Below are 15,120 nucleotides of genomic sequence, written 5' to 3' on the forward strand. Positions count from 1 at the left end.
AAGAAATGAGAGAGTTAGTATTAAACGGTTGTAGTTCTGATGATGTGTTTGCCCATGTACAAGATTGTATTAAGGGTAAGCTTACACAACATTGGGGTGAAAGTGTTTTAACTTTTGATAACAATATTGGTAAAGGCTCTATAAGAACTATTAGTTTTAACTGGGGCGTCTCCCTTATAGATTGTGACCTTACACTTTCAAAAGAAACAAAGTTGGTTTTTGACACAAAAGAGCTATCACCAATTGAGTTCATCTTTATCACTAAAGGGTTTTTAAAATACAGTGAAAACAATACAGATTCTTACACAACCATAGCGCAATTTCAAAACACCGTAATTTCAAATAAAAAAGGTGCTCATAAAACTTTTCTATTTCCAGAAGACGAACGTTTAAAAATCAACTTCATCCGTATTGATCGTCAAGAATATTTACAAAAGAAAAATAATAATGTCTGTCAACTAGACAGATTATTGGTTTCCATATTTAATGATAATAACGGAGATGTGGCCTATACACATGGTGGCAGTTATAGCTTAAAAATTGCAGACGAAATTAAAATGCTAAATAATGTTGACTCCACTAGCGGAATGCTAAGATCTCTATCTCTAGAAGGCAGACTTTATCTTATTCTATCGCTACAGCTATTGGAACATAAAAATTTTGAAGAAAATATGAATTTACCTGAAGCCCTTTCTAAAGAAGATATCCTTAAAATACATAAACTAACTACGTTTATTTTAGAAAACATATCTGAACCAACAACCTTAGCTCAGCTCAGCTCAGTGTCTGGTTTAAGCCCAAAAAAACTACAAATAGGGTTTAAGATTCTTTATTCTAAAACCGTTAACGAATATGTAAGACAATTGAAATTGGAAATTTCTAAGGATTACCTCAAAAATTCCGATTTATCCGTATCAGAAATCGTTTATGCCATTGGTATAAAAAGTAGAAGCTACTTTTCTAAAATATTCTTTGAGGCGTACGATATTCTACCAACAGATTATAGAAAGCATCTCAAAAACAAAAACTCTTCTATCCGTTAGTTTTCTGGATACTCATATGGCATTAACATACTATCATATGATATATCTTGATTAAAAAGGTTTTTGGCAATGGGTCTTATTTCTAATGTTGTTTTATGAGGTGGTTGTGCTATTTCTATTGCACGCTCTGTTGTGGTATCGCTTGAAAGCCATTCACCCTTATCGTTATGGTCTATAATTATGGGCATATAATCTACCAGATTTTGATAATCCACAATTTCCTCTTCAAGGGGTCCTGTTAATAGGGAACATGTTATAAATCCATCTTCTAGAACAGTATAAATTCCTGCCAGGTATAACATTCCTCCACTCTTTTTACTTACATGGTAAGGATAGATTTCGCCATTCTTTAAAACTGAGGTAAAGAACCCTGTAACCGGAATGATACACCTTCTATTCATAAAAGAATCATGATACCAAATATCAATTTCCGAATTGCGAACCGGTATGGTAAGCGTATTCGTCAATCTTTGAAATAACTCCCAATCATCTTTAAAACTAGTTGGTAACAAACCCCATATTGCCAAAGAAATTGCTTTGGGCTCATCCATAGTAACAACGGGTATCGTTGATTCTGACAAACCGCTAACAACTACTTGTGGTGTATATAAATTTGGAAATTTGAACATAGCATTTACATCTCGTTCTATCTCCTTCATCTGCGCTGTATTCGAAATTTTAAAATACATATCAATCATTAGATTTAAACATAAAGTTCGTGATATTAACGAGGTTCTCTTATTGCAGAAAAACAAAAATATAACCCATTAGAATAAGTTTCTTTTTTGTGTAAATAGAATGATTCTATGTAGAAATTGGGCACAAAAAAAGAGGCTATTAATAGCCCCTTTTATTATATATACATTTTAATTTATTTAATATCCTCTAACATTTTAATATTTGCCAATCCGTTTTGTATCGCCTCTTTTTGGCTTCTTAAAATGGTTGCCGTAGTTGAAGGTAAAGAAGTATCTCCTAAAACTTCATCATACTCTTCAATAGCACTCTTTTCTCCTCTAATTGCTTCTTCTAACATAGCTTCTTCATTATCTAGAGAGAACAATGCTTTTACATCCATCCAAGCTCTGTGCGCCTTTCCTGCAACACTATCACCTTTATCAATTTCTTGACCAAAAGACTTAATTTCTGTCTTTAGTTCATGTCCAAAATCATAACGTTGTTTAGACTTGCTTTCAAAAAATGCTTTTAACTGAGGATGCTCTGTATTGTCTGCTGCTTTTTTAAAGCCTTTTTCAGCATCATATGTTTTTTCTAAAAGCTCATTTAATTTGTTTCCTACTTCTTCTGTATATGTTCCCATTGTTTATAGTTTTAATTATGTGATTATTATTTAAAGATGCCAATCACAATTACATCTTATAAAACTTATTTCTGTTCTTAAATTCTTGGAGCTTTCTTTTTAGCTCTCCTATATCTTTTCTCTTAGATGAATCTGAATACATTAATACATGTTCCATATCAATTTCACAAAAGGCATCTTCTTCATCAATATCGAAATCATCTACACCTATATTAAGGATATAATCTCTTATTAATAAACCGATGAAAGCTGAACCTATTAGTATAAAAATACCTGCAATTAAATTTATCATCTGTGTTGTTTTGATGACAAATATATATTTGATTCTGGGTACTTTTTATCTTAATACATATTAGCTTTAACTCCTTTGAATAGGGTTAATTTTCAATATTTTAGGATTAAAAATATAACGTGTTTCCTATACAATAATCAACAGATTCATAGAACTTGCAGTATCAAATTAGTTCTCAAGTTTGTGCATCTATAAACGGTATTTTCCATCACCGGTTCTCCAAAAAACTAGCTGTGATGGAAAGCACAAACTTTTAATACATTTATTATGATACGAAAAGGTACAGTTGTAAAATGGTCTTGGGGAAATGGTACTGCAGAAGGTACCGTTAAGGAAACATATACTTCAAAAACGACTAAGACAATAAAAGGAAATGAAGTAACCAGAAATGGAGATAAAGACGACAAGGCACTTTACATTAAACAAGATGATGGAGACTATGTTTTAAAGAGTGAAAGTGAAGTTGAACGCGCAGATTAAATTCTCCCTATTTCTTTTCTGTTAAATCTGATAACGGATTAAAACCTGATATTAAATCTAACAATGTAGCTTCTGCTGACGTCTGGTATTCTGTAGATGATTTTTCCTCTAAGCTTTCAATAACTTCGTTCAACTCATTTCTTTCATACTTGCTTACCACATAAGGGTGAACATAATACTTCTTGCATACATTTCTTGTATTACCCAATGCTTTTGCAGTGTCATCAAAGGCTTCAATTACATTCTTTTTAATTTCATTTTCTGTAGTGGTAGCTTCTTTTTCTAGAAGAGACTCAAAGAAAATAATAGTTCCAGACCACGTTCTAAAATCTTTGGCCGTAAAAAGATCTCCACTAATTTCTTGTAGGTATTCATTTACCATTCCGCTATCAACACTGGTTTTTATACCATCTTCGTCAAAAAATTGAAACAAATTCCAACCTGGTATTTCTTCGCACTGCAAAACCAGTTTTCGCAGCCTTCTATTATTTAAGGTTATACTATGCTTTTTTCCTTTCTTGCCAGTAAATTCGAACTTCAACTTATTCTTGCTCGTTTTTAAATGTCTTGTTCTTAATGTTGACAAACCATATGTTTTATTTCTTTTGGCATATTGCTGATTGCCAATTCGTATATGGGTTTCTTCCATTAACCGAACAATAAGGGCAAGTACCTTATTTTTAGGCCAACCTTTTAGTTGTAAATCTTCATCTACCTTTTTTCTAATTAATGGTAAACATTTACCAAAATGATGCATTCTTAAAAACTTGGTTCGGTTTCTAACCCTCATCCACAAATCATGATACCGATATTGAAGCCTATGTTTCAAATCATAACCAACGGCCTGTAAATGGGCATTTGCTAACGATGCAATTTTAACTTCTTGCCATGCCGGTGGTATGACAAGCTTTTCTATTCTAGATATTTCTGACTTCTTATTTAACGGTTTATTCTTTAGTAAATACAGAAACTTATCTTTCTCTTTTATCCGTAAAATAGATAACGCTTCTCTATTTACATATTTTAAATGCATATGAGCTGCAACATCATGTGGTTCACTCGCTAATAGTTCTGAATAGGTCATCTTTACGTCGTTTAAATAGCATGGCAAATAATTGTAAAATAAACAATTCTGTTTACTTTTTTTAGCATACTGTGAAACAAAATTAAATAATCAGATTGCTAGTTTGGTGTTCAATCCAACTCTTTTGTAACCTTAAACCACCTAGCATTAAGATTACTAAAAATAGCACTCAATTGGATTGCGGTACTATTTTTACTTTACGGATTCATTTTAAGTTTGAAAGTTGTATACCTTTCCCCCTCACTTATTACTACAGCTTATGAAAGGATCACCAATGTTAATATGTATACCAGACATAAGCGGTTTTACTGAATTTATGAGTGAAACTGATTTTGAATTGAGTTCAAAAATAATTCCTGCTCTACTTAACCAAATTATATACACCAATAAAATAGGGCTAAAAGTATCTGAGATTGAAGGTGATGCCGTGCTCTTTTTCAAGACAGGTGAAATGCCCAATTTAGAAACTCTTATAGAGCAATGTAGGGTGTTTTATACCGAGTTCTATAAAGAACTTGACGCGTTAAGAGAAAAGTACAAGACTAATAAAGATGCTGCTGTTATACCAGAAATTCTAGGACTAAAAATCATTCTTCATTACGGAAAAGAAATTGCGTTGACCAAAGTTGGCAATCGTATAAAATTATTTGGCGAAGATTTAATTATTGCGCACAAGCTTCTGAAGAATAAAATAAGATTGAGCGAATATCTACTCTTAACAGAAGGTCTAACCAACTATTACAAAGAAAATAATCTAAATGATAAATTTGACTGGGGTTCTTTAAAACAGAACTCTACAGAATACGATCATGTTGGTGAAATTAACTACTCGTACATCAATTTAAAACCACTTGTTAATGAGTAATTTTTCTAACGTTAAATAACGTTAAAGTGTTCATGATTAAGTCTTCAGAGTTAATCGATCTAAGTAGAATTAGTTAATTTTATGGTACAATAATTAAACAAATTATCATGAGTTATTTAGACATTAAATCAAAAGATATAGCGCCAATTGTTGAGGAATTAAACACTCTATTGGCGGATTATAATATATACTATCAAAACCTAAGAGGATATCACTGGAACGTTTCTGGTAAAAACTTTTTTGACCTTCACATTAAGTTTGAAGAGTTGTATACAGATGCAAGAATCAAAATTGATGAAATAGCAGAGCGTATCTTAACTTTAAGACAAAATCCAACTAGCGAATTTTCTAAGTATTTTGAAATGTCATCGATTAAAGAAACTTCATCACTTATTTCTGATACTGAAATGGTGAAGAATATTTTAGATCAACATGAAACTTTGCTAAAGCAAATGAGTAAAGTGGTTAAAAAAGCTGAAGCTGGTGGCGATGAAGGAACCATTGATATGATTGGTGGTTATATTGGTAGTATTGAAAAAGTAAGTTGGATGTTAGACGCCTGGACAAAGGAATAATTCTTTCAGTAAAGTATTATATAAAAAAGCACCTTTATAAAAGAGGTGCTTTTTTATGTAAACTAGTATTTACAAATATAATTCGTCTATAGTATTACTTAACTACTTTACGCATTATATAGAGCATACCAAATTTTTTGGCTGCAGAGAATGCAGTTGAAACCCAATTGTACGGACTCAAATCTTCCTGCACATCTTGCTTTAATCCTTTTAATTCTTCTAAAGCAATTTGTCGCTCTAATTTTAGACGTTTTAAATTGAATTCTATCTCATCAAAGTTTTTGTACATATCTCTATTAGTTAAAGAATTTATCAGATAACTTTCTTACTAACATGTTATCTATTTTGCGTCTAAAAATATAGGCTAAAACCAATAATACTATAAATAAGGCACCAGCAATTAAACAGGCACCTACCATACTATTAAGAATATTTGCAAGAAATACAACCCCCGCAACAGTAATAAATATAAGTGCCAAAAAAGCAAGACCACCAATGACTGCCATTTTCAGCAGCATACCGGTGGTCATTGTTAATTGTTGAAACACTTTTAGTCTATAATATTCTTGGGTTTTCTTATAGTAAACCTCTCCTACATCAATAGCCTTATTAGACGTTTCGTTAAGTGAATCAATGACTCCCATTTATACTGTTTTCTGCAGTTTCTTATTCTTCATTTTCAACTCTGCTAATTTCTTCTCTAGGGTTGAAATTACATCGTCTGTCTTGTAGCTTAAATCTGATACCAAAGACTCAACTCTTGTATCTAGAGTCTCTTTTTCTTCAGACATTTTTGATGCAACTCTGTTCTTCAAATCAACAGCGCTTTCAGTGAAATTGTCTCTTGTTGCAGCTGCTTGATCAGCAATAAGTCTTCTAGTATTTTCTCCTTTATCCGGAGCGTAAAGAATTCCTAAGGCTGCACCAATTGCAGAACCTGCTATAATTGCTAATAATGTATTTCCACTATTGTTCATGTTATAAATTTTTAGATTAAACTGTTCTTTTTTAAGAGATGATATCTTAATAATCATCCTCTACAAATGTCTATATTATAGATAGAATTACTTAACTCAAAACCTTTTAATATTAACGTTAACAATAGCTCGAAAGGGTTAAGAATTAAATGAAACGAATTAATTCATAATCTTGTTTACCTCTAAATTTGTACCCATGAAAGAATATCAAACAAAGAATCCATATAACGGTAGTGTTATAGCTACGTATTCTCAAGATACCGCAGCTACTATTAACTCTAAATTAGATAAAGCCATAGCAATTGAAGCTACTTGGGCAGACATGGAAATTGCAGATAGGTGTCAATTATTGACCAATGTTGCAGAATTGTTGATAGACCGTAAAGAGGATTATGCAAAACTGATGACACAAGAAATGGGCAAACCTTTTTCTCAAGGTATATCTGAAATTGAAAAGTGTGCTTGGGTCTGTGATTTTTATGCTCATAATGCAGAAGATTTACTGGCCGATGAAATTATAGAGACAGATGCTGATGAAAGTTTTATCAGCAATGATTCACTTGGATGCGTTCTTGCCGTAATGCCTTGGAACTATCCTTTCTGGCAAGTTATTCGCTTTGCCGCTCCAACATTGACCGCTGGTAATACAGCTTTATTAAAACATGCACAAAACGTAACAGGTTGTTCTATTGCTATTGAACAATTGTTTTTGGATGCAGGTTATCCTGTAGGATGTTTTCAAAGTTTAAAAGCAGGACACGAAGAAATTGAAAAATTAATAGCCAACGACGGAATCAAAGCTGTAACCTTAACCGGAAGCGAAAAAGCTGGTAAATCAATAGCACGTACCGCAGGTGAAAATCTGAAGAAAACGGTTTTGGAACTTGGCGGAAACAATGCCTGTATTGTATGGGAAGATGCTGATTTGGACCAATATATAGACACAATGGTTACTGCACGTATGCAAAATACTGGGCAGAGCTGTATTGCCGCCAAACGTTTTATAGTTTGTGAGGACATTTATGATGCTTTCCTAGAAAAATTCACCAAAAAAGTGAAATCACTTAAAAGCGGTGACCCCATGGACGAAGATACATTTATTGGTGTTATGGCTCGTGAAGATTTAGCGGAAGAACTACAAGAACAGGTTAATAAATCTATTAAACAAGGTGCTAAAGTTGTTCTGGGCAACATGCGAAACGAAGCCTACTTTTCACCCACTATACTTACAGATGTTACTGAAGATATGCCTGTTTTCAAAGAGGAAACCTTTGGTCCCTTAGCTGCTATTATCAAAGTTAAGGATAGGGATGAGGCAATTGCTACTGCAGCAAATTCTAGATTAGGATTGGGTAGTATGTTATTTACTGAAGACATAGATGCTGCAATGGCTATTATTTCCAAAATACCAGATGGTGCATTTTTTATAAACGATATGGTAAAATCTGATCCAAGATTACCATTTGGTGGAACAAAAGCTTCTGGATATGGTAGAGAATTATCTAGAGAAGGAATATTAGAATTCGTAAACAAAAAGACAGTTTACATTAAAAAATAAAAGACATGAAAGAAAATACAGAAGAAACAAAGTTTGTAAAAGAACCTGAAGAAGACACACGAGAATACATCCTTCAGAAAAATAAGAAAACAAAGCTAGGAGTTACTATTCTTACGGCATTTCTAGTGCTTTTAATTATTGGAATAATAATTTCTAATGTGTTTTTCAATAATTAGAAAAGCTAATTAACATAAAAATTTTTATGACCAACCAATCCGGCCAACTTAATTGGACAAAATTTAAGATTGCCAAGTCTTTTAGTTTTACAATTGTACTACTACTACTTTCTTCATGCGCAACTTTTAAGGAACAAGGTATTTCCAATATTGTAAATGAGACGCCTAGCAATACAATTACGTACTCGTTTTATATTGCTGGTGGTTTAGGAAATGCTTCTGGAATTCTAAATCATGATCTGTTAAAGCGTTTTAAACAAGAGCTTAATAATGCATCAGAGAATAGTACATTAGTTCTCACCGGTGATAATATTTCTCCCGAAATTGGTAATTGGAAAGTAGACAGCCTACTGGTAAAACAACAACTAGAATTGTCGGCTGGTTTTAAAGGTGAAACTGTTTTTCTTCCTGGTAATAATGAGTGGAAAAGTTATGAGCTTGATAAAATTGAAAAAGTTGAGAATTACTTAAAAGAGGTTGAACGAAAAAATACAGCAGTTGTTCCTAATAATGGTTGCCCTATAGATTATAGGGTCATTAACGATGACTTAGATTTAATATTAGTAGACTCTAAATGGTTTGTATCTAACTGGTCTAGAATTGAAGGTATTAACAGTAAATGCACAGATATTGTTACCCGTAGAAGATTCATGGAAGAATTGGAAGGATACATTGGTGACGGGCAAGGAAAGAACATTGTTATTGCCATGCATCATCCGGTATTCACTAATGGAACTTATGCGGGCAAAACTACAGTAACCGACCACGCAACACCACTTCCTGTATTGGGTACCATTAAAAACGCCGTAATGGACATGGGTGCTTTTAATCCAGAACATGTAAACTCTAGAAGATATAACTATTTACGAATAGCGGTTAGTGCACTAGCGCAGGCTAACGATAGAATAACATTAATTTCTGGGCATGAAGAGAGTCTACAATTACTTGAAGGTGGGGGTATTCATCAAATAGTAAGTGGATCTCTTGGTGAAAAAAGCGCAACTAAATTAGGACCTGGTAGAATAACTGCTATTGGTGGTTCTATTGATTATCAAGGAGAATATGCTTTCGGAGAAAGAGGATTTGCGCGCTTAGATTATTTCGCTGACGGTAGCTCTAAAGTGACATTTATTACAGAAAACGACCTTAACAATAGTAAAACATTCGCAGTTCTTCCCGCAAAAGAACCCGTAAAAGAATATAACCAATTTACAAGTAATAATAATAAAATAGAGGAGACAACAATCCTCAACGACCCAAAAGACTATGACAAAAGTGGCTTTTACAAATTTTTATGGGGTAATCGTTATCGTGAATATTATGGTAAATCAGTTGAAGCTCCAATTGTCAAATTAGACACACTTTATGGCGGTCTGTCCGTCGTGAAAGAAGGTGGTGGGCATCAATCTTTCTCGCTGCGTTTAGAAGATGGCAACGGTAAACAATATGCAATGCGTTCCTTGCAGAAAAGTGCATTAAAGTTTTTAAAATTCAAGCTGCCAGGTATTTCATATAATACACAAGACTACCAAGACACTTGGGCAGAAAAAGCTATTTCAGACTTTTTTACAACAGCTCACCCTTACATGCAATTAATAATAGACCCACTTGCTGCATCTGTAGATATTAACCATTCAGATACAGATTTATTTTATGTTCCAAAGCAGGATAGTCTAAAGCAATTCAATGAAAATTATGGTGATGAGCTTTATTATATAGAAAGAAGACCTTCTGAAGAACAAGCGCATTACAAAGGCTATAGAAGAACTATTAATGAAACTTCTGGTAAGGTTACCGACTATGAAAGCACTACCGATATGCTTGAAAAAATTAAAAGCGACGAGTCTTACTACGTAGATGAAAGAAGTTTTATAAGAGCTAGAATTTTTGATATGTTGCTTGGCGATTGGGACCGCCACCAAGATCAATGGAGGTGGATAGAATATGAAAGCCCAGACGGTGAAAAAGAATTTATGCCCGTACCTCGTGATCGGGATAATGCCTTCCCAAAATTTGATGGCAAAGTTATACCTTTCATTCAATGGTTTATGCCCAACGCAAGAAATTGGGAAACTTATGATGATGACATTGACAATGTAAAATGGCTCAATCTTTCCGGTAATAGGTTAGACCGAACTTTATTGACTTCATATGGTCCAGAGGTTTGGGTAGAAGAAGCCAAGGCTATACAAGAAGGAATGACGGCAGACGTAATAGAAAAAGCTTTTACACGCCTACCCATATCTGTACAAGACGAAACTTCTGAATACATAAAAACAAAATTAAAACAGCGTCTAGCAACATTAACAGAAACTGCAAAGGATTATGCGGAATACCTCAACAAAATAGTTGCTGTTACTGGAACTGAAAAAGATGACATTTTTACCATAACGCGAATGGAAAATGGCGACACTAAAGTTGTAGTAAAACGTATTCTATCTGATGAGAAAAATAAAGAAATGTATTCTAGGATTTTTAACGATAGCCTCACTAAAGAAATATGGATTTATGGACTTGGAGATGATGATGTTTTTGTTGTTGAAGGAAAGGAAAACCCTAAGACCAAATTAAGAATTGTTGGAGGATATGGCGAAGACAGTTATGACATTGCGAACAAGAGAAAGATTAAATTATATGACTGGGAACATGAAAAAATAAGTTTTGAAAATTTAACACCGCCGACATTATTAACGGATAACTACAAAACCAATACATTTCATTTTAGATATTTTAAACCGAATACAAACGTGTTAGTCCCTACACTAGGTTTTAGAACCGATGATGGTATGTTCTTGGGAGCATCTAACACCTATACACAGAACGGTATTGATGGTAATACTTTTAGGCAACAACACACTGTAAGTGCTAACTACTATTTTAAATTTAAGGCGGCAGAATTGTCTTATTCAGGAATCTATGGCAGTGTTTTCCCAGGATGGAATTTTGAAATGGATGCCTATTATGCCAATGACCGCTATGTAAGTAACTTCTTTGGTTTTGGTAACGAAACGGTAAATAATGAAGAGGTATTGGATAGAGACTACTACAGAGGAAGAATTAGAACTTTTAAGGCAAGTGCCGGTTTAGCTTACTACAGTCTTAGAATTAAAGGATTGTTTGAGTCTTTTAAGGTGGCCGACAACCCTGACCGACTTTTCACTATCGGTAACTTAAATGATAATGTTTTCGAAAATCAGAATTATGGTGGAGCCGAATTAACTGGAGAATATGATCGTGACGATGCTGGTGATTTTCCTTCCAAAGCTATTTATTTCGGCTTTTCTGGAGGCTATAAAATGAATCTTAACAATAACACAAACAAATTTGGATACGCTTCTTTAAAAGTTGGTTTTGATCACAAATTAGAATCAAAAGGTAATTTAGTGTATAGCACCATGGCTGAATATAAAGGTCTTTTCGATTATAACGATGTTTACTTTTATCATACCCCTTCTCTTGGTGGCGGAAATGGACTACGCGGTTTTAGAGATGAGCGTTTTACCGGTAAATCATACTTTTATCAATCCTCTGATATTAAGCTGAAACTTAAAAGATATGTTACAGCAGTGTCACCAGTTACCATTGGTATGTATGGCGGTTTTGATTATGGTAGGGTGTGGATGCCAGATGAAAGTTCAAATGTGTGGCACACTTCACAAGGTGGTGGTTTTTGGATCAGCAGCCTGAAAGCGCTAACATTTAATATCGGCTATTTCAATTCTAAAGAAAGTAACCTAATTCAAGTTGGTTTTGGACTTTCCATATAACACAAAATTTATTTTGTACTTTTCTAAAGTATTCCAACCATATAGATATCATGTCTTCAATAGTTTCTAAAGCCGAAGTATTTGCCACCGATAAATTAACTGGACATATAAACCCAAATTATCTTTATCATAATCTCAGGCATACACAACGGGTGGTTGATAGTACCAAAGAATTAATTGAGGGGGAAAATATTAAGGACAATGAAAGTGAATTGCTTTTAGTAGCAGCTTGGTTTCATGACCTTGGTTATACTATTACATACCATAATCACGAAGAGCATAGTTGTAAATTGGCTAAAGAGTTTTTAACTGAAAACAATTATCCAACACCATTTATAGAGCAGGTATGTAGCCTAATAATGGCAACTAAGAAAAATTACTCGCCCGCTAACGAATTAGAAAAAATTATGCGCGATGCAGATTCTTCTCATTTTCATATAAAGAATTATATGGCGACTACCGAACTACTGAGAGAAGAACTTTCGTTGTTAGGTATTCAAAGCAATACCCCTGTAGATTGGCGAGAAGAAAACATCAAACTTTTACGCACCAAACATAGGTTTTATACTGACTATGCAATTCGTACCTGGCAAAAGGGAAAGGATAAGAATATTAAAAGGCTTATTAAGGCTAAAAAGAAAAATAATGAACTAGTCAAAAAAGAGAATTTAAAAGCTCATTTTAAAGGGGAATTGCCCGACAGAGGAATACAAACATTGTACAGGGTTACGTTACAGAGCCATTTAAAGCTTAGTGATATTGCCGATACAAAAGCGAACATTCTACTCTCTGTAAATGCAATTATAGTTTCTATGGCATTGGCAAATTTAGTTCCAAAATTGGATAACCCTTCAAACGATTATCTATTTTACCCAACATTTCTTTTTATAGTTTTCAGCGTAGTTTCTATGGTGATGTCAATTATTGCCACTAGACCCAATGTAACATCTGGACAGTTTACAGAAGAAGAAGTAACCAGCAAAAAGGTTAACCTGCTATTCTTCGGAAATTTTCATAAGATGAAATTAGAGCAGTATAACTGGGCAATGACAGAGCTAATTAAAGATAAGGACTATATCTACAGCTCATTAACAAAAGATCTTTATTTTCTTGGGATTGTTCTGGAAAGGAAGTACCGAATTTTACGGTGGACATATACCGTTTTTATGACCGGTATGATTATTTCAGTAATTGTATTTGGTATTGCACTTAAGTTTTATGGTCCGGAAAGAATTTTAGAACTCCCCGTTATGCAGCCTTAAAAAGGCAATTATATTCCAAAAGCCATTAACAGCACACATAAAAGTATGCCAATGGCTGCAATTACAATAGTAAATTTTAATGCTTTCGCTAAAACTGATTCTTTGCTTTGATTATCGACATTTACTCTGGTCATGTGTGGTGGTTTATTTAGTATTATACCACAAAGTTAAAAATTGACATGTTGAAGTTTTAACCTCATACACTAATTTCTTATCTCCATCACACATAAACTAATTAGCTGTTTTTGTGACAACTACCACTTTTTAAGTTTATTCGCTTAACTCATTTGAATCATTGTTTCCTTAAACTTTGCCTTTGGTGCAGAACAAACAGGACATTCATAATCTTCGCCTATATCTTCAAATTTTGTGCCCGCTGCAATATTCAAGGCTGCATCCCCAAAAGATTCATCATAAACGGTTAGGCAATCTTGACACTGAAACAATGTCTGTTTTGCTTCAACCACCTCCACATTTGTAGTCTCTTCTGCATCATCTAAACGACCTAATTGTTCAAAATACATCTTACTCAATTCCATCAACAAACCAGGTAATTCTATCTTATCTATATCTTGAGCGTAAGTAATATATTTTTGGCTGTTAGGGTCAAAATGTTCAAAATGTAGAACATTGTATGTTGGGCGAACCTCAAAGTCTTTAACAATAGTGGGCAAACTATTCTTTTCAATAATCACCGAGGCAAAATGAGAACGTTTACCCACCTCATTGCTAATACCAAATGTTAGACCGTAAGTACTAATATCATTTTGATCAAAACTTCGAACCAAATACTTCTTTAGCTCCAGCGCCTCGCCATCATCAATAGGCACATGCCAATTCATCTCTAATTGAGAATGCCTTACATTGATTCCTCTTTTACCTAAAAAGCGCTCTAAGGCTGGTCTGCTAGATTTCTTAATACCTTTTACTACAAAAGATTTCCATGGGGTAATGCAGATTTTACCAATACTATTATCTAGGCAAAAGCCGCAGAATTCTTTTAAGAAGGATAGGTCATATTTATTGTTTCTCCAATAAAGACCAAGCCAATACATATCTGATCCCAAACGGTTCATACCCTCATAGTATGGGAAGGTTTGAAAAGGAACTTTTAATTCCTTTTCCATGGTTTTGTTGTTGGTCTCTAAATTCTTGTTCATGACAAAAAACAACTCATCTATGTCCGTAATATCTTCGTAAATTTCTTCAAACTGTTTAGAGATAGAATTAATATCCCAACTATAAATAAGCACCGGATAAAATGCGGACGATTTCCAGTGTGGTAGTTTAATATTCAAATACCAATAATCTTCTTGTTCAGATGCTATAAAGTTGAGGTTACCACTAAAAATAGGAACTAAGCGTTGTCTTGGATCAGTAATATTGATTTTCAACTTGGGTAAAAAATCAAATCCTTCTAAAATATATAAGTAGGTAGAACCTTTTAACCAATGGGTCATATCAAAAATATCTGCAGAGACGTAAGAGCTAACGATATTCTGAAATGAACGATTAGCAATAATATCTGTATTGAATTTAGAGATACTTTCTAGTTGTTCTTCTTTTGCATCCTTCAGGGGAAACAAAATATCTTGTCGAGACCCAAAATTTACACTTGTAAGTCCGGCAGACTCCAGCATGGTAATAATATCTTTCAATTCACCAGGAGATGTAACTCCGCCTTTTATCAATATTCTATGAAGATCATCATTCATGTCTC

At 33.8% G+C, this 15,120-nt stretch carries 17 protein-coding genes; 8 read left to right on the plus strand and 9 right to left on the minus strand.

Translation table 11 applies throughout. The features are described 5' to 3' along the window. Positions 1–5: 5 nt before the first annotated feature. On the plus strand, positions 6–1,043 hold the full coding sequence (locus tag BM296_RS03230; protein WP_091901399.1) for a helix-turn-helix domain-containing protein: 1,038 nt from the start codon (positions 6–8) through the stop codon (positions 1,041–1,043). Here the strand turns inward: BM296_RS03230 and BM296_RS03235 are convergent. The 3 genes from BM296_RS03235 to BM296_RS03245 all read right to left on the minus strand — a co-directional run bounded on the left by BM296_RS03235 (position 1,040) and on the right by BM296_RS03245 (position 2,656). Then, positions 1,040–1,702 carry an SOS response-associated peptidase family protein gene (locus BM296_RS03235; RefSeq protein ID WP_177214911.1) on the minus strand — a complete coding sequence of 221 codons (663 nt, stop codon included), beginning with the start codon at positions 1,700–1,702 and terminating at the stop codon, positions 1,040–1,042. The genes BM296_RS03230 and BM296_RS03235 overlap by 4 nt on opposite strands. Positions 1,703–1,914: 212 nt before the next feature. Continuing rightward, entirely contained in the window at positions 1,915–2,364 is a 450-nt protein-coding gene (locus BM296_RS03240; RefSeq protein WP_091901403.1) for a ferritin-like domain-containing protein, read from the minus strand. 49 nt (positions 2,365–2,413) lie between these two features. Next, on the minus strand, positions 2,414–2,656 hold the full coding sequence (locus BM296_RS03245) for a hypothetical protein (RefSeq protein ID WP_091901405.1): 243 nt from the start codon (positions 2,654–2,656) through the stop codon (positions 2,414–2,416). A gap of 267 nt (positions 2,657–2,923) precedes the next feature. Between BM296_RS03245 and BM296_RS03250 the strand changes: the two genes are divergently transcribed. Further along, the gene (locus BM296_RS03250; RefSeq protein ID WP_091901406.1) at positions 2,924–3,136 is read left to right on the plus strand and encodes a hypervirulence associated TUDOR domain-containing protein; all 213 of its coding nucleotides are present in this window, start codon (positions 2,924–2,926) and stop codon (positions 3,134–3,136) included. Positions 3,137–3,143: 7 nt separating this feature from the next. Here BM296_RS03250 and BM296_RS03255 read toward each other — a convergent pair whose 3' ends face one another. Beyond that, positions 3,144–4,220 (minus strand): DNA topoisomerase IB, encoded by a 1,077-nt coding sequence (locus BM296_RS03255; protein ID WP_091901408.1) that lies wholly within the window; start codon positions 4,218–4,220, stop codon positions 3,144–3,146. 259 nt (positions 4,221–4,479) lie between these two features. Between BM296_RS03255 and BM296_RS03260 the strand changes: the two genes are divergently transcribed. Together BM296_RS03260 and BM296_RS03265 are read left to right on the plus strand one after the other, a co-directional pair. Next, positions 4,480–5,085, plus strand: a complete 606-nt coding sequence (locus BM296_RS03260; RefSeq protein ID WP_027065598.1) for a DUF2652 domain-containing protein — start codon at positions 4,480–4,482, stop codon at positions 5,083–5,085. Positions 5,086–5,192: 107 nt separating this feature from the next. Next, positions 5,193–5,660, plus strand: a complete 468-nt coding sequence (locus BM296_RS03265) for a Dps family protein (RefSeq protein WP_027065597.1) — start codon at positions 5,193–5,195, stop codon at positions 5,658–5,660. Positions 5,661–5,754: 94 nt separating this feature from the next. Here the strand turns inward: BM296_RS03265 and BM296_RS03270 are convergent, their stop codons facing one another. Genes BM296_RS03270 through BM296_RS03280 form a run of 3 tightly spaced genes read right to left on the minus strand, consistent with a single transcriptional unit; the run spans position 5,755 to position 6,637 of the window. Beyond that, entirely contained in the window at positions 5,755–5,949 is a 195-nt protein-coding gene (locus BM296_RS03270; protein ID WP_036145848.1) for a hypothetical protein, read from the minus strand. A gap of 7 nt (positions 5,950–5,956) precedes the next feature. Further along, positions 5,957–6,304, minus strand: coding sequence for a phage holin family protein (locus tag BM296_RS03275; protein ID WP_091901410.1), 348 nt, complete (start codon positions 6,302–6,304; stop codon positions 5,957–5,959). Further along, a complete protein-coding gene (locus tag BM296_RS03280) occupies positions 6,305–6,637 on the minus strand; it encodes a YtxH domain-containing protein (protein ID WP_027065594.1) in 333 nt (110 codons plus the stop codon). It lies immediately after the preceding gene. A 196-nt stretch (positions 6,638–6,833) separates the two neighbouring features. Here BM296_RS03280 and BM296_RS03285 point away from each other — a divergent pair, with 196 nt between their 5' ends. The 4 genes from BM296_RS03285 to BM296_RS03295 are packed head-to-tail and all read left to right on the plus strand — an operon-like array spanning position 6,834 to position 13,400. Continuing rightward, entirely contained in the window at positions 6,834–8,195 is a 1,362-nt protein-coding gene (locus tag BM296_RS03285) for an NAD-dependent succinate-semialdehyde dehydrogenase (RefSeq protein ID WP_091901411.1), read from the plus strand. A 5-nt stretch (positions 8,196–8,200) separates the two neighbouring features. Beyond that, positions 8,201–8,371, plus strand: coding sequence for a hypothetical protein (locus BM296_RS19370; RefSeq protein ID WP_155941595.1), 171 nt, complete (start codon positions 8,201–8,203; stop codon positions 8,369–8,371). Between the two features lie 26 nt (positions 8,372–8,397). Beyond that, on the plus strand, positions 8,398–12,138 hold the full coding sequence (locus tag BM296_RS03290) for a BamA/TamA family outer membrane protein (protein ID WP_091901413.1): 3,741 nt from the start codon (positions 8,398–8,400) through the stop codon (positions 12,136–12,138). Between the two features lie 50 nt (positions 12,139–12,188). Further along, the gene (locus BM296_RS03295) at positions 12,189–13,400 is read left to right on the plus strand and encodes a Pycsar system effector family protein (protein WP_091901415.1); all 1,212 of its coding nucleotides are present in this window, start codon (positions 12,189–12,191) and stop codon (positions 13,398–13,400) included. Positions 13,401–13,408: 8 nt separating this feature from the next. On the opposite strand, the gene BM296_RS19680 is transcribed toward BM296_RS03295, so the two are convergent. Together BM296_RS19680 and BM296_RS03300 are read right to left on the minus strand one after the other, a co-directional pair. Next, positions 13,409–13,534, minus strand: a complete 126-nt coding sequence (locus BM296_RS19680) for a hypothetical protein (protein ID WP_262493888.1) — start codon at positions 13,532–13,534, stop codon at positions 13,409–13,411. A gap of 144 nt (positions 13,535–13,678) precedes the next feature. After that, positions 13,679–15,115 carry a rubredoxin gene (locus BM296_RS03300; protein WP_091901417.1) on the minus strand — a complete coding sequence of 479 codons (1,437 nt, stop codon included), beginning with the start codon at positions 15,113–15,115 and terminating at the stop codon, positions 13,679–13,681. Between the last annotated feature and the right edge of the window lie 5 nt (positions 15,116–15,120).

Origin of the sequence: Maribacter stanieri (assembly GCF_900112245.1) — a bacterium.
Classification (GTDB): Bacteria; Bacteroidota; Bacteroidia; order Flavobacteriales; family Flavobacteriaceae; genus Maribacter; species Maribacter stanieri.